The organism is Phormidium sp. CCY1219, assembly GCF_055795085.1.
Genome location: NZ_JAYFEQ010000396.1, coordinates 46,061 through 62,013 on the forward strand (window position 1 = coordinate 46,061; position 15,953 = coordinate 62,013).

General features: G+C 50.9%; 12 protein-coding genes. 10 read left to right on the forward strand and 2 right to left on the reverse strand.

The genetic code is table 11. From position 1 onward, the window contains the following. The first annotated feature begins 106 nt into the window (after positions 1-106). Together AC0QH1_RS08245 and AC0QH1_RS08250 are read left to right on the forward strand one after the other, a co-directional pair. Positions 107-2,887, forward strand: coding sequence for a chloride channel protein (locus AC0QH1_RS08245; RefSeq protein WP_324630569.1), 2,781 nt, complete (start codon positions 107-109; stop codon positions 2,885-2,887). Between the two features lie 766 nt (positions 2,888-3,653). Then, complete coding sequence (locus AC0QH1_RS08250; RefSeq protein ID WP_324630570.1) at positions 3,654-3,797, forward strand: hypothetical protein; 144 nt, start codon at positions 3,654-3,656, stop codon at positions 3,795-3,797. Between the two features lie 10 nt (positions 3,798-3,807). On the opposite strand, the gene AC0QH1_RS08255 is transcribed toward AC0QH1_RS08250, so the two are convergent. Then, positions 3,808-4,941 (reverse strand): cob(I)yrinic acid a,c-diamide adenosyltransferase, encoded by a 1,134-nt coding sequence (locus AC0QH1_RS08255; RefSeq protein WP_324630571.1) that lies wholly within the window; start codon positions 4,939-4,941, stop codon positions 3,808-3,810. A gap of 369 nt (positions 4,942-5,310) precedes the next feature. On the opposite strand from AC0QH1_RS08255, the gene fraC reads away from it, so the two are divergent. The 6 genes from fraC (at position 5,311) to AC0QH1_RS08285 (ending at position 9,785) form a co-directional block, all read left to right on the forward strand. Beyond that, positions 5,311-5,835: a filament integrity protein FraC gene (gene fraC / locus AC0QH1_RS08260; RefSeq protein ID WP_324630573.1), complete on the forward strand. Its 525-nt coding sequence runs from the start codon at positions 5,311-5,313 to the stop codon at positions 5,833-5,835. Continuing rightward, positions 5,832-6,806, forward strand: a complete 975-nt coding sequence (locus tag AC0QH1_RS08265) for a DUF5357 family protein (protein ID WP_324630574.1) — start codon at positions 5,832-5,834, stop codon at positions 6,804-6,806. Before fraC ends, AC0QH1_RS08265 begins: the two co-directional genes overlap by 4 nt. A 170-nt stretch (positions 6,807-6,976) precedes the next feature. Beyond that, positions 6,977-7,750, forward strand: a complete 774-nt coding sequence (locus AC0QH1_RS08270) for an ABC transporter permease (protein ID WP_324630575.1) — start codon at positions 6,977-6,979, stop codon at positions 7,748-7,750. A gap of 154 nt (positions 7,751-7,904) precedes the next feature. After that, a complete protein-coding gene (gene larE / locus AC0QH1_RS08275) occupies positions 7,905-8,726 on the forward strand; it encodes an ATP-dependent sacrificial sulfur transferase LarE (protein ID WP_324630577.1) in 822 nt (273 codons plus the stop codon). 286 nt (positions 8,727-9,012) lie between these two features. Next, positions 9,013-9,522 (forward strand): phosphate-starvation-inducible PsiE family protein, encoded by a 510-nt coding sequence (locus AC0QH1_RS08280; RefSeq protein ID WP_324630578.1) that lies wholly within the window; start codon positions 9,013-9,015, stop codon positions 9,520-9,522. Positions 9,523-9,641: 119 nt separating this feature from the next. Then, a complete protein-coding gene (locus tag AC0QH1_RS08285; RefSeq protein WP_442957297.1) occupies positions 9,642-9,785 on the forward strand; it encodes a nitrate reductase associated protein in 144 nt (47 codons plus the stop codon). 447 nt (positions 9,786-10,232) lie between these two features. On the opposite strand, the gene hcp is transcribed toward AC0QH1_RS08285, so the two are convergent. Next, positions 10,233-11,885 (reverse strand): hydroxylamine reductase, encoded by a 1,653-nt coding sequence (gene hcp, locus AC0QH1_RS08290; RefSeq protein WP_324630579.1) that lies wholly within the window; start codon positions 11,883-11,885, stop codon positions 10,233-10,235. Positions 11,886-12,028: 143 nt separating this feature from the next. Between hcp and AC0QH1_RS08295 the strand changes: the two genes are divergently transcribed. Together AC0QH1_RS08295 and AC0QH1_RS08300 are read left to right on the forward strand one after the other, a co-directional pair. Continuing rightward, complete coding sequence (locus AC0QH1_RS08295) at positions 12,029-12,730, forward strand: Crp/Fnr family transcriptional regulator (RefSeq protein ID WP_324630580.1); 702 nt, start codon at positions 12,029-12,031, stop codon at positions 12,728-12,730. Between the two features lie 1,297 nt (positions 12,731-14,027). Beyond that, a complete protein-coding gene (locus AC0QH1_RS08300; protein ID WP_324630581.1) occupies positions 14,028-15,686 on the forward strand; it encodes an NB-ARC domain-containing protein in 1,659 nt (552 codons plus the stop codon). The last annotated feature ends 267 nt before the right edge of the window (positions 15,687-15,953 follow it).

The window sequence follows — 15,953 nt, forward strand, 5'->3', positions numbered from 1 at the left end:
GGGTAGGGGATGGCGGCGCAGGGAATCAGATCGCTGCGATCGCGCCTCCCCTTTGTGCCCTCGATAAAATTATCTAGCAGCCAAAAAAAATCAATTCTTAATCGTTATGTGGCTCTTTTACGATTCAAAGAGCGCGAAAATCGCGGCAAGGCTGAGATCCGTTTTTCTGCAACCGAAACGCCTTGCTATTTTTGAAGCCGGTTTGATCGGGTTAGTGTCGGGATTGGCGGCGGTACTTCTCAAACAAGGAGTGGGGTGGCTCGGATCCTGGCGACTGTATGCCTCCACCACCCTCTCGAGTTGGATATTGCTGCCGATGGTGGGACTGGTGGGGGGCGCATTGGCGGGATTGCTCGTGGAACGCATTGCACCGGAAACCGGGGGGAGTGGGATTGGGCAAGTGAAAGCCGCCTTAGGGGGATTTTCCTTAGCCCTGGATTTGCGCGTGGCGATCGTCAAACTCCTCGGCACCATCGTCACCGTGGGATCCGGGCTAACCTTGGGGCGGCAAGGCCCAACGGTGCAGATTGGAGCCGCTTTAGCCAATCAAATCGGGCACTGGTTTCCCACCTCCCCAGACTATCGCCGCCAGTTAATTGCAGCGGGCGCGGCGGCGGGTTTAGCGGCGGGGTTTAATGCCCCGATCGCCGGAGTATTATTTGCCGTGGAAGAACTGCTCCACGATATTTCCGGGTTTACCCTCGGTCCGGCGATTATTGCCTCATTTGTGGGGGCGGTAGTCTCCCGGATTCTCGGCGGTCAAAGTTTGGACCTCAATATTGGGTTATCCACGTTTGACACCCGTTTTTCCGCGCCGGAGATTCCGTTTTATTTGATATTGGGAATTTTGGCCGGGGTGTTCGGGACGTTATTTACCCGAGGCATTGTGGCGGCGGCACAGTTCAATCGTCGCACCCTCAGCCGACTGCCCATGTGGTTGCGGGTGGCCCTGGCGGGGTGGATTTGCGGCGTGACGATCGCCTTTTTGCCGGCGTTATTTCGTAACAATACGGGGTTGCGCGAGTTTCTCCTCGGGGGAGAAGCAGACTTACAGGCATCGGCGATCGCCTTTTTAACTCACTTTATCCTCACTATAGTAGCAGCAGGTTCGGGCGCGCCGGGAGGTTTGTTTGCCCCCTCCTTAATATTGGGGTCGGCCCTGGGTTATCTCATCGGTCTTTGGCAAATGGATCTGATCGGGGTGGGGTTGCCGACAACCTACGCCCTGGCGGGTATGGGAGCCTTTTTCTGTGCGGTGTCGAAAACCCCTATTACAGCGGTGGTAATGATTTTCGAGATTACCACCGATTTTAATTTAGTGCTGCCGTTGATGATTGGGGCGGTGGTATCTTATTTAGTCTCGGAAACCGCATGGCCGGGGTCGCTTTATGACAAATTGTTAAAATTAAAGGGCATCGAACTGCCGCGAGAAGGAGCGGGTAATAATGCTTTAAGTGAGGTGAGGGCGGCGGACGTCATGCAGCGTCGGGTGGAGACCCTGAGCAGCAAGTTGGCCCTGGATGAAGTGGTGAAGGCATTCGCGCGATCGCATCATCGTGGCTTTCCCGTGGTGGATGATGGCAAATTAGTCGGGATTGTCACCCAAACAGATTTGGTGAAAATTGGCAAGCGCAATCTTCCCGGGTTTCACCCCCTCACGGAAATTATGACCCCCCAACCAGTGCGGGTTTCCCCGGATGACCCCCTCAGCGAGGTCCTCTATCAGCTCAACCGTTACCGCCTCAGTCGGGTGCCGGTCACCGAAGGTCGCAAGTTGGTGGGAATTATTACCCGCACGGATATTATTCGGGCGCAAAGCGATCGCCTCACTGGGGAAAATCAGTTGGGTTCTCCCCTGCAACCTTCTTATGTGGTCTATCAAACCCGCGCCCCCGCTATCGGGCGCGGACGCATTCTGGTTCCGCTGTCAAATCCGCAAACCGCGCCGGCTTTACTGCGCTTCGCCGCCGCGATCGCCCAGCAACGTCACTCGGAACTGGAATGTCTGCACGCGATTTCCGTTTCTCGTCATCGCCCCCCCAGCGAAACTCCCGTCAAAACGATCGCCGCTCGTCGTCTCCTGCGTCGGGCAGAACGCATCGGTCGCAATTGCGATATTCCGGTACATACTCAGGTGCGCGTCGCCCACAATCCGGCTCACGCTATGCTCGAAACGGTGAAAAAACGTCACATCGATTTGCTGTTGATGGGATGGAAGGGTAATAGCTCGACGCCGGATCGGATTTTTGGCGATATCGCCGATACGGTGATTCGTCAAGCTGCTTGCGATGTGGTTTTAATCAAATGGGGCCGCACCGTGACTCAAAAGTTGCAACTGCTCTCCTCTCGGGAAATGGAGTTAAAACGTCGGGAGTTTAATGCGGCGTTTCCCCCCGTACCCCATCGGCACGCCTCCGGAATCACCTCTGCACTTCCAAAAAGTCGCGGCGGCTCAAAACAAACTGGCTCGCCGCTGATTTTTAATCTGCTTTTTCGACGCTGGTTGGTTCCCCTGCGCGGCGGTCCGAATGCAATGGCAATGGTTGAATTGCTCCCGGATTTGGTGGCGATCGCCGGTCATCCGGAAGTCTGCCTCTGTCAGGTGTTTGGCCCCAATCATCCGCCTCCGGATGCGAATGTCCTCGACCGCGCTTGCAAACTTCTCGATCGCAAAGTGAACGGAAATGTCTCTTGTCTGTCGATTTGTGCCGCTTCTGTGGTGGATGCATTAATCGATTTGGTTGATAACAATCACTGCGATGCTATCGTTCTCGGTGCCAGTCGCGAGGGCATGTTAAAACAAGTGATGATGGGCAATATTCCAGAAGCGATCGCTCGCAATTGTGACTGTACCGTGATTCTCGTCCGCAGCGCGATCGGCTTTTAAAAATTCACAATCGAATCGTCGGGTGGGCAGTACCCCTACCAACAAATTTATCATCCCAGCGCCTAATCTAAGGGCGCTGCCCACCCAACAAAATCTTCGGCTGACAATCAAAACGTGATAGGGTAGGCATTGCCCACCCTACAAACAACTTCTCCATTCTCCATTTGTTACAATAGAGGATTGATTCCGCTTAATTCATCCTTTAAACCCCTACGCCTTCTGGTTGTTTCCAGTGCGTGAATTTTTCCAATTTTTGACAGTCATTGCCAAAGACTCCCCGGGCGACAGAACAGGTTCTCCAGCTCCCACGCACCGGCACGCCAAGTTGCTGACAATGACCGCCTCGCCGCCCTTCTGGCAAGTAATAGCGACAAGAGCGGCAGCATAATCCCACACAGTTTTTCTCGAACATAGCCAAAAATCTTGTAGCATTTATGGTTTTATTATGAACGATTTGGCCGCAGAAAACCGCGATCGCACGCTCAGCTTTCTGGTGACAGATTTCATTGACAAAGGTTACAAAATGCGGTAGGTTACGAAAAGTTTTCTCAGGTATTGTTATCCCAGATACAAGTTTTTTGTTATCTCTTACACAACCCAAAAAATCCAAATTTCTCTCGCCAGAGCACTGGCTAAAAGTTTAGCGGTGAATTTGCCATAAAATTGATTAAATTCCCAATCGCGGGAAACGGGTAAAATGCTCCAATTTCCGCCGTTTTCTGGAGAGCGATCGCGGTTTTTTTTGCCGGGAAACGTGGCAAGTTGAGTGCAAATTGATTCAAATCGACCCTCACCCCCCAGCGATCGCGCCCAGGTGGGTGCCCGTCACCAATCGGTGGGAGGATTGCACCGGCGTAGAGACGCGATTAACCGCGTCTCTACTTTCATCCCCTTGGTTTCTAACCCCTAGAATCCAGAACTTAGAAATCCACCCCGCGTTTCAGTTCTACCCCTTGATTGGCATAATGTTTGTGACAGAAGACATCGGAGTGAATGCTGGCTAAATCGAAATAATCGGGGATTTCCTGACAGCGCCCGGTGATAATCACTTCGGTGTCTTTGGGTTTGCGCAGTAACGCCTCCACGATCGGTTGGACGGAAAGGAGTTCTAAGTCCACCGTGGGGTTGAGTTCGTCGAGGATAATGGTTTTATAAAGACCCGAGGCGATCGCCGATCGGGCAATTTCCCATCCGCGTTCCGCTTCCACATAGTCGATTTCCTTTTGTTGACCCCGCCAGACAATCGCATCCCCGCCACAGCGCTGATGATCCACCAGATTGGGATAACTTTGACGCAACGCCGCGATCGCCGCATCTTCCGTGTATCCGCTACCCCCTTTCAGCCATTGCATGATTAACACCCGGTGGGATTTATCTTGGCTAATTCCTTTCCCGATCGCCTGCAGCGCTTTTCCCAACGCACTGGTAGACTTCCCTTTTCCCGACCCGGTGTAAATTTCAATCCCCGTAATTCCCCGTTCCGCCGCCGTAGGGTGGTAGTGAGCCTTCATTTCCGAGTGCAAATCTGCAATGGCCAACAATTCGCTCGGTGCCGATCGCCCGGTAGCGATCGCTTCGAGATGTTCGGGTTTGTGCTTCAGGGTACGAACCACATCATCCACCGATAACAGCCCCAAATCCAAAACCGGATTGAGTTCGTCTAGCACCACCACAGAATAGAGACCCGAGGCGATCGCGCCTTTCGCCACATCCCATCCGCGCTGCGCCTCCTGTCGGTCGAAGCGGGTAATTTCATCCGGGCCGAAAAATTCCGCGCGACCAGTGCGAACCTGATCGATTAAATGAGGAAATCCTCTTTGCAACGCCTCGATCGCCGCATCTTCTTCATAATCTCTCGCCGGTCCCTTGAGAAACCGCAACAGCAAAACCCGGCTTTGCTGCGGCATATTAATCCCCAGACCAATGGAGCGCAACACCACCCCCAGGGCCGCCTGGGACTTGCCCTTACCCGCTCCATCATACACGTGAATCTGACCCACCATGCGCTCGTGAGACGCTTGAGCCGTGCGAATGCCAATACCAGTCCTTGTCATATGCGAGTATTTTCTAGTCCACTCCATTCCTATTATCCGAGGTTTCGTCGCCCAAAAAACAACTGATGAATGCTCCTCCACCTGCGACGCCCGGTGGTGATGTCTTGATGAGAAGGGCTTATCCCTCCCCACAGGCGGCACGATCGCCTTTTCAGTATCCCTACGAGATGAGGCTCCTCCAAACCTCGCCCGATCGCCAACCTGCTACGCGAGAAAAGGAGAGTGCGGCGAATCTGGTTCAAAGGCCAAAATTTTTCCGCCACCTCCGGATCCGTGACGCCTCACCCCCGCAATCAAACGCGATCGGCGATCGGCTAAACTAAGGGTAGGAATTTCACCACTTCGCCAACCCGATGGGGAGACCATTTGATGTTCTATATTTTACCCATTACGGCCATTATCTTTCAAGCATTTTTTTTACTCATTTCCATCGCCATCGAATCCAATAGTTTGCATCGAGAAATTCGCCTCAGCCGCAAAATGAGCGTCGAATACGCCCTTTCGATGAATTTGGTGGCGGCAGTTTTGGGGTGGATTTTGTTTTTTTACCTCTACAAATTGCTGTCACCTTCTATAAAAATACAACTCCTAGAATATATCTTTTTTAATCGACTCCGACCGAATGTCGGCGGGTGGATTATCTTATTTGCATTTGTCATATTTTGGCTAACTTTTTTTGTGAAAGTCATTGTTTTAGTCAACTTAAATCGACTGAGCGATCCGAATTATCCCCTGCAAGAAGACGACCCAGAGTCCCCCCTTAGCTCCTCTCGACGCAAAATCAAAAAATCTCCCGAACGCCGACAAGCCCTAACCGTGTTATGGGGTCATGCCTACAGTAACAGTACCATATTAGCAATTTTGCTGTTAAAAGAGTTTTTGCCCGTGCGATGATAAAGTGGATAGTTAAATTAATAGAAAAGCTAAAACCGACCCAGCCTTTTTCTTGGGAAACCTGTGTATTGTTAAGCATATTTTCCTGGCTCGTCTCCTTCTTTTCCTTGCTGCAGGTGCCGCCGGCCCTCTATGCCTACGAATTAACCAACAATGCGGCTTGGGTATTTTTTATAGTCGGAACCACCTGGTGGCAAGCGGAAAAACCCTGGAAAATATTGGGGATTAATTTGGGGCCGTGGGCGATTGGATTATTGCTGACCATTTTATTTTTTGAATATTTACCCGATCGCTGGTTCATTCAGATAGGAATTTGGAGTTGGCCGATTTTGGCGGCAGCGATCGCCGCTTTGCCAAAAGTGCTACCCAAAATGAAACTCACCGCGCCCCCGGTGGAAGTGCGCCCGCAATTGGTGCGGTTGTTGTTTACCAACTTACTGGTGAGTTGCTGGTTGCAATTTTTATTGTTAATTAATAGCGGGATAGCCGATTATCCGACGTTATTGCAATCGGGGGATTTTAACCAGAGTTCCTTTGCAATTAGAGTCGGTCGCTTAGAGGAAATCCCGGCGCGCGGGGAAAGTATTTTAAACTCGATGGAAGCGTTTATCCGCAGTCAAGTGGAGGGAGAACAGTGGGGGAAAGTGGAGCTATTGGTATCGAAGTGGGAAACCCAAAACAAGGAGCTGGAAAACCAAGTGAAAACCCGACTTTCGCCCCTACCGGAAAATCAATGGTGGAACCTGACAGAAATCATCGTGCAAACCCAAGGGGGGTATTTAATACAGTTATTTGCAACTTGGGAAAGATCCCCCTCGGATAACCCGCCACTGAAGTGGAAAAAAAACTGTCAGATCGAGCGGAATTTAGCTCAACCCACTCCCGGAAGCGCGGAACTTCCCCCGATCGCCGTAGGGCGCGGGTCCCTCCAATGCCAACCCGCCATCCGGATTCGCTCAGAAAATCCGTGACTCTGCGCCGGGAACGGAGGAGATAAACCCCTCTAAACCATCAAAAAGGGGCGCGAAGAGACCGAAATGGCGATCGCCGAGTTGCGATCGCTACTCGCTTTTTCCTAAAATAGGCCAAACTGAGATATTCTATTAAAATCCAACTGCCAAGGGATAAAGGAGGGGACCGCGTGAATCTGACGAGAACGAAAGCGATCGCTGCTAACGTATTTTCCGAAGTCATTCGCGATCGGGTACTGTACTTTATCGTATTGTTTGCCTTATTTTTTGTCGGCGCAATGCAACTGCTACCGGAATATGCCGTACTCACCGAAGATAAAATATTGCTCGATTTAGGCATCGCCGCGATCGGGATTCTCGGCTTAATCGTCACGGCATTTGTGGGCACAGGACTGGTGAACAAAGAAATCGAAAATCGCACCGTCCTCCTGTTGCTTGCCAAACCCATCAGTCGAACGGAATTTATCGTCGGCAAACATCTGGGATTGTGTGGGGTAATTGCCGTATTAATTGCCGTGACCAGTGCAATTTATCTGGGATTGATGAGCTTGCAAGGAGTGGCTTATCCCCTGGGCAGTATGATAGTGGCGCTGTTATTTTTATTCTTAGAGCTGGCATTACTCACCGCCGTAGCGATCGCCCTCGGCGTCTTTACCAGTTCCTTACTTGCCACCTTGCTCACCTTTGGACTCTACGTGATGGGTCATCTAAGTGGCGAAATCCTCAAAGCCGGAGAACTGAGCAAAAGTCCCGCGCTCCAAACCATCACCCACGGATTATATCTTATTTTACCCAACTTGTCGAGTCTGGATTTAAAAAATCAAGCGGTTTATGGTATATTGCCCGACGGACTCACCCTGCTTTTCAATGCAATTTACGGCATATTTTACACCATCGTTATGCTGGCGATCGCTAACTTTATCTTCGCGCGGCGACAGTTTTAAAGCCCCGGGAAACGCAGCAGATTTTCCCAACACCACTACACAAAACCCCGGGCTACGCTACACTAGAGAGGGCAACCTCTAGCACGTAACTCGCAGAAATTGCCCTGCTACACCGGAACTTTTGACCATTGATTTGTCGCCCAACCTGCCAATCATGCAGAAACTCGAACAACTCCGAACCTTATTTCAGCAAATGGATCGGGCATTAATTGCCTATTCTGGCGGTATTGATAGCACCTTAGTGGCGAAAATCGCCTATGACGTCCTCGGCGATCGCGCTTTAGCCGTCACCGCCGTTTCGCCTTCTTTACTTCCCGAAGACTTAGAAGATGCGCGAATTCAAGCCGCCGCGATCGGGATTCCCCACGAAGAAGTGGAAACCCAAGAAATGGCCAATCCCAACTACACCGCCAATCCCGTCAATCGCTGCTATTTCTGCAAAAGCGAACTGCACGATACCTTAAAACCTTTGGCCCTGTCTAGGGGATATCCCTACGTCGTCGATGGCGTCAATGCAGATGATTTAAAAGACTATCGCCCCGGGATTCAAGCCGCAAAAGAACGGGGGGCGCGATCGCCCCTCGCCGAAGTCGGCGTCAGCAAAACTGAAGTGCGCCAACTCGCCAAACAACTCGCCTTACCTTGGTGGGATAAACCCGCCCAACCCTGTCTCAGTTCTCGCTTTCCCTACGGCGAAGAAATCACCGTTTACAAACTCCAACGAGTCGGGCGCGCCGAACGCTACTTGCGTCAACTCGGGCTGCAAAATCTCCGCGTTCGGTCTGAAAAAGACACCGCCCGCATCGAATTGCCTCCAGAACAAATTAAAGACTTCGCGATCGCTCAAGATTTACCCGCTTTGGTATCCGCATTTCAAGAATTCGGCTTCGTTTATGTCACCTTAGACCTGGAAGGCTATCGCAGCGGGAAGCTCAACCAAGTCTTACAACCCGAAGTTTTAGCCGCTCGATCGTAACGCTTTTTCCTCAAAAATAAAACCGTTAAGCTGGGCGATCGCTCAGCTTAACCCTTCGGATTTTCTGCTGTGCGATCGCCCTTCCATTATCCCACGCCTATCTTAATTTTATCCCCCCCTCCCCTTCACTCCTTCCCATTCCCGAGAATCCCCGAAAAACGGGCCAGTGGGAAAAGGGGGATTCGAGGGGTTCTTATCCCCCGCCACCATAACCCTTGTGGCAGATTTTTCTTACCTTTCCCTAGACGATCGGCACCATCGGCGATAAAATCAAGAGACTTGCATTGTGGGCGTTGCTATTGACATTGCCCCTCTATTGTCTCAACCTGCCATGTCATTGTTAAAAAAAGTGTCTGACAAACTCAGGAATGCTAGTGAGGATTCCAATTTTCTCCATCTCATCGAAACCCTGCAAATTTTTATTGCCAAAATTCTCTCGGTGCTGATGGTGATTATCATCATCGTAGCGATTTTTGATTTAATTGTTTTACTGGCTCAAAAAATATTGATAACACCTGTTGGCTTTTTTAATACCACTTTATTTGAAATTTTTGGATTATTTTTAAACGTTTTGATTTCAATCGAGATTTTAGAAAATATCACGGCTTATTTGAAAAAACATACGGTTCAAGTAGAATTAGTGATAGTCACCTCTCTGGTGGCTGTAGCGCGAAAAATTATTATTTTTGACTTGACCAAATATTCGGGGAATGATTTACTAGGATTAGCGGTCGCAATTTTTGCCCTCTCCATTAGCTACTGGATCGTTCGCACGATGAACGCCAAGCGCAGGTAACTCCTTCGCGGCTTCGTTGGCGATCGCAAGGCAACCTAGTGCTACATTTTTTAGCATCAAGTTCCCCTTGACGCCGGCTGTGTCTGTACCCTCAAGCGATCGGGATTGAATTTTTTCAAATAAACGCCGAGATTGTATCCCGATTTCCCTGCATTCTCATACAAGTGCGCTACAAAAGCGATACCTGTGGCGTTCAACTCAAACCCTCCCATTCAAACCAATTTCGCTCCCGAAACCCGCCAAGTATGAATCGAGTGCCCTGATGCCCCCGAAACCGAAATTCAAACCGATTGCAACTAGCGGCATTCCTTCGTTGCAGACAAAATAAATACCCCCGCCCACAGCATCGATCGCTTGTTTATATAGCCCGGGCAGAAAGCAGCAGGCAAATCGCTCCTCCTTTTCTCCGGTGCGATCGTTGAGTATTATACTGCATTTGACGGGCAAAAGGTTTGCATAGAAATTAGCCCGCCTCGGAAAAGCGATCGCGCGAAAGGTCCGGACTTCCAATCAGCCGAGTTTGTATCTTTTTCTCCCACCAATTCCCCCAGATTCGGACTCGAACTCCATCGAGACGATTGCATTTTTTCACCATAAAAAAACCCCGGTTTATGCCAAAAAACCGGGGGGTATCGAACGCTCAATAGCAGAAAAGCGATGAGAACTTAGCCATCAAAAGAGAAGAACCGTGCAGTCCAATGTCAAGAGAATTAAACGTTGATTGCTGTGCCGAGACAAGCCGCCAAATCTTCATCCGGAGTGGTAATAGATTTGAGATTGTACTTTTGGGATAAGAGCTGAAACACATTCGGCGAAATAAATGCCGGCAGAGTCGGTCCCAAGCGGATATTTTGAATGCCCAGATAGAACAGGCTCAGCAAAATAGCCACGGCTTTTTGTTCGTACCAGGACAAAATCATCGAAAGCGGTAGCTCATTGACCTCTACATCAAAAGCATTGGCCAAAGCCAGGGTAATTTGAACTGCAGAGTAAGCATCATTGCATTGACCCACATCCATCAACCGAGGAATGCCACCAATGTCGCCGAGTTCCTTATCGAAAAAGCGGAATTTGCCACAGGCGAGGGTCAGAACCACGCAGTCTTCCGGGACTTTTTCGACTAATTCGCTGTAGTAGTTGCGCGTCGGTTTCGCCCCATCGCAACCGCCGACTAAGAAGAAGTGACGAATCTCGCCGGCTTTAACCGCTTCGATGACGCGATCGGCAACTTCGAGTACCGCATGGCGGGCAAAACCGGTGGTGACGTGACGCGGATCCCCAACTTCGGTAAACCCAGGCATTGACAAAGCCATTTCGATCGCCCCACTGAAGTCGCGGTTTTCGATGTGGGTCAATCCGGGCCAACCTACCGGACCGCAAGTGAAGACGCGATCCTGATAAGATTTTTGAGGAGGCATCAAACAGTTGGTGGTCATCACGATTGGGCCGGGGAATTTGGCAAATTCTTTAGTTTGATTTTGCCAAGCGGTACCGTAGTGACCGTACAGATGGGGGTATTGTTGTTTTAAACCGGGATAGCCATGCGCCGGGAGCATTTCCCCGTGGGTGTAGATAAAAATGCCCTTGCCTTCGGTTTGTTTGAGCAGTTCTTCCAAGTCTTTCAGGTTGTGACCCGACACCAGAATCGCTTTACCTGGGGTGGCCCCTAGGGGAACCTGGGTGGGAACCGGATGACCGTAGGATCCGGTGTTGGCCAGATCCAGCAGTTCCATCGTCCGCAGGTTGATTTCGCCGACTTTCAGGGCGAGGTTAACCCAGTCGTCCAGAGAGAGGGTGTCGTCGCCGAGAGATGCCAGGGCTTCGTGACAAAAGGCATAGACTCGTTCGTCTTCTTGGCCGAGTTCTTGGGCGTGGTAGGCATAGGCGGCGATGCCTTTGAGTCCGTAGATAACCGTGAGTTTGAGGGAGAAGATATCGACGTTTTGGGCGGATTTGGAGATAAATTGGTATTCCAGGTCGCGCCCTTGTTCGACGAGTTCGTCCAGGGTTTCGGCGGGTTGAAAGTGGGCGGCGGGATCCGAGATGCGGTGTTCCGGGGCGATCGCGCGCAGTTGAGATTTGAGGTTTTCTCTCAGGGCAATCCCTTGGTGGATGTAGTCAACGAAGCTATCGGGATCGAAGTTGACGTTGGTGAGGGTGGAAAAGAGGGTTTCGCAAGTGAAGCGATCGGCTTGCAGGTTGGTGACACCCACTTCCCGGGCGGCGATCGCCACCTGTCCGAGTCCGCGCAACACATGGGTTAAAAGGTCTTGTAGGGCATCAACTTCTGGGCTTTTGCCGCAAGACCCCCATTGATAGCATCCTTGTCCGCCGGCAGTTTGTTCGCATTGGCTGCAAAACATAGGTCATTTCTCCTTTGTGGCTTTTGAGTTCTTAATTTTTATGGTAGGGAGGTGGAATGGAATGCGCCTTGACTTAAGTCAAGGGCCGATAGATTTTTTAAAATGAGGGACGATTTTAGGCATTGGAGGAGTGTGGATTGGGAATGGATAGAACGGAATTTTTGGGGCAAACGCGGTTATTTGGCGGGGTGTCCGCCCGCGATCGCGAAGCAGTAGCGAAAATTGCGATCGCGCAAGAGTATGAGAAAGGAGCGGTGTTGTTTTGGGAGGGAGATCCGGGGATCGGTTTTTTTGTGGTGGTTTCTGGGCGGGTGAAGGTGTTTAAGGAATCTTTGTCAGGAAAAGAACAAATTTTGCAAATTTTTGGAGCGTCACAGCATTTTGCCGAGGTACCTGCGTTTGATGGGGAATGTTTTCCGGCTTCGGCGGCGGCGTTGGAGGATTCTACAGTGTTGTTTTTTTCCCGAACGGCTTTGCTGGGGCTGATGCGGGAAAATCCAGCGATCGCAATTAATATGTTAGCCGTTTTTGCCGGTCACTTGCGGCGGTTTGCCCGGGTGATTGAAGATTTGTCCTTGAAGGATGTGCCGCAACGATTGGCGGCGTATTTGGTGGAGTTAAGCCAGTCGAGTCCGGAATCCTTGCCCTTTGTGGAATTGGAGATATCGAAAAAGGAGTTGGCAGCATTTCTCGGCACGATTCCGGAGACGCTTTCGCGGGTGTTTGCCAAACTCAGCCACTGCGGAGCGATCGAAATTGAAGGCTCGCAAATTCGGGTGTTAGACGAGGATCTTTTGAGGAGCTTTGCGGGAGATACCCAAGCCCCGCCCGGTGGAAGGGGGTAGCCGGGAGAAAGGCGAGAATCTGGCCGTGAAAGGGCGATCGCCCATCCGCACAAGTCCGCCCTTTGGCCGATTTTCTTCACTGATTGACCTCGGATAAATATGGTGTTAGACCCGGCATCGCGAGAGTGTTGCCTTGTGGCAAAGCACAGCCACCAGAGCGCCCGAGGGTATAGACCCACCCCGATTTCCCCTGCTTCGCCCAACATGAGCCGAGGCTTCCTCTGTGCCCCTGCAGCGCCATTTGGGCAGTGAAGTTCAAATATATTTCCGCCGTGGAAATTCTACGGGCTGGAAAAAACCCAGGATTTAAACTCATGCATTGTTATTGCCAATCCACCGCCAACACTTCCCCGGGCTTGTACCCCCGCCGCGAAACCATGCAGCACTCCCGCAACCCTCACGCGCCAAGCCTCACTCTGGAGAGAACTCCGCCAGTAACGTTCGCGAATTCGGGCAGGGCAGAACTCGGACGCTTTGGGAAATCCTTGCACCAGATGTTTCCTCCCCCCTTCCCCTGGACAAAGCACCTGTGCTGCGGTGGCTTCCATTTTCTCCTCGCCCCCTTGCATAACTTCCCAACTCCCCGCGAGTCCACCGAGTCGATCGCGGGATCGGTGGTTTTTCCTCCCAAGCCGCCTTGCTAAGGCTACCTTCTAAAACCTAAAATGGTATAAAATAGGACAGTTTTTTGTTGGGGATTTTTGTTGATTTTTGTCTATTTCTTGTGTTATGATGTCCTAGCTCCAGCAAGTATAAGCTATTCGAGCCAGAAAATAGGGGTTTTGACCGGGGGAAATCGTCCGAGGAAACAGTCCCCTGTAGAGAACTCCTTTGGCCTCCTATTTATCCAATAGTTTAGCACGTGGAATTCGCAACTCGTTAGATAGAATATGCGAAGCCACAAGGAGCGGCCCTCTTCTAGGGGGGTTGCAAAGTGGTCTATCCCTCTCTAAACTAAACGGTGGTCGTTCTGGGGTCAAGCTTGATTTTTTATTCAAGGGGGCAAGAAATGCCGGGTAGGGAAAATTTTTACCGCCGGGAGGGAAGCAAAACCCTGGGGTAGGGGGAAAGGTCAAGGGGGAAAATCAAGGAGATAATAACGCGCAAATCGCTTGTGGGGCGGCGATTGTGGCTGTTTTTATCCGGCAAGTAAATAGGGGTGCGAAACCCTCGGAAGGGCGATCGCTACCCGAAAGAAAAAAAAATTTCAGCAACCTTGGGTAAAAAAGCGTGCAAATTAGAAGAAACACAGTATAATGAAAATTGGAGTATCGTTTGTAAAAGCGAGAGAACTATCTTGAGCAATCCAATTCCACAAGACTTTCTCAAACAAGTCGCCAAACAGCGCGGCGTATCCGACGCCGAGCTAGAAACCGTGATCATGGCGCTCGATGGGGATTCCACCGCCTCGATCGCCACCAAATTGGGGATTAGCAACATTGCAGTACGCAAGCGTCTCGGCGAAGTGTACCGGAAATTTAGCATTTACGGACGCGGACCTGGGAAGCTAGCCGAACTGCGGCACCAGCTCATCTACCAATACCAGGATCGGGAGAAAGAAATGGCTCCCCCGCCCCCGGCGACACCCAAAACCAAAACCAAAGCCACCCCAGCCAAAACCTCTCCCACTCCCACACCCCGGGCCAGCCAGAACCAAGATTGGGGTGAGGCTCCCGATGTGTCCCAACTGGTGAAGCGCACCGAAGAGCTCGATATCTTAGAAGAGTTAATCGTAGACGAAGGAACGCGGTTGCTGGTGCTGCTGGGCATGTCCGGGAATGGCAAAACCGTACTGTCAGTGCAGATGGCCAAAAAGCTGCAACAAGACTTTGATTACATCGTGTGGCGATCGATGGCGGGAACGCCTTCGGTGGAAGACTTGCTTGGGGGCATCATCCAGTCGCTTTCCACGCAAAAGAAACTGGAGTTACCCGAAGATGCCACAGGCAGAATTACCTGCTTATTAGAGCTGATGCGGAAAAATCGCTGCTTGGTGATTTTGGATGATTTCGAGACCGTCCTAGAAAGCGACGAACTCGCCGGGAACTATCGTAAGGGATACGAAGGCTATCGCGAACTCATCAAACGCTGTGCGGAAAGCACCCATAAAAGCTGCCTGACGATCGCCACCGACGAAGAACCCGCCGAAATCTCCTTGCTCGAAGGCGGAAAAGTGCGGACGCTGCAACCGATGGACTACGAAGATGTAGCGCGCGAAATCTTCAAAGACAAAGGCGTAAGCCCCACCGAAAAAGAGTGGAAAGAACTGGTGAAGCGCTATGCGGACAATCTGCTGGCCTATAAGATTGTTGCGACAACCATTAAAGATTTCTTTAACGGGAACACCGGCAGCTTCTTGAAAGCCACCGAACTGTTCGTGGAGGATACCCTCACCGACTTGCTCGAACAGCAATTCGAGCGGTTGTCCCCCTCAGAAGAAGAAATCGTCTACTGGTTGGCCATCGAAAACGGTCCGGTTTCGATTTCGCGGTTGCGCGAAAATCTGTTGTTGCCGGTTTCCTTGTCCGATATGCTGAAAAATCTCGATTCCCTAACGCGGCGATCGCTGATTGAAAAACAAGAAACCGCCTCCGACATTTTCTTTACCCTGCCACCGTTGGTGATGAAATTCGTCACCAGCAAATTGGTAGACAATGCCTGCGACGAACTCAAACAGTTGATGAAAAATCAAAGCCTCGAAAACATGAGGATTTTCATTCAACACAATCTGACCAAAGAAGTCAGCAGCGGCAAAAAAGGCACCAAATTGCAAGGCACGCCAGTCATGCAACAAATTAAAAATCAGTTGCAATATATAATAATGCGAACTGGCGGATATGACGATTTAATGAATATCCTCAACAACATGGCAAGTACCTTGCAAGACAAACCGAAAATGGAAGTTGGATATGCGAACGTCAACCTCCGCAATTTGGTTTCCGCGCTAGGAACTTAAGCCTTCGCGCAGCTAAGTACACTCGCCGCGATCGCCGCTCCCTGAAGCGCGATCGCGCCCAGTTCGCGGTTCTCGCACTTGGGTTAGGAACTTCCTAGCCCATCTTCCCTTTTCCAGACCAGCTTCACACCGCCTCTGCTGGCCATCAAACTTTTAGGCAACCAAGAGGAAGGTAGAGAAGCATCAGCATCCCGCTCTGAAGTAGCGGGGCTTCGTGCCTCGTTAATTTAGGTAGCTGACCCGCCTAAGTGCCTCACGCACTCCGTT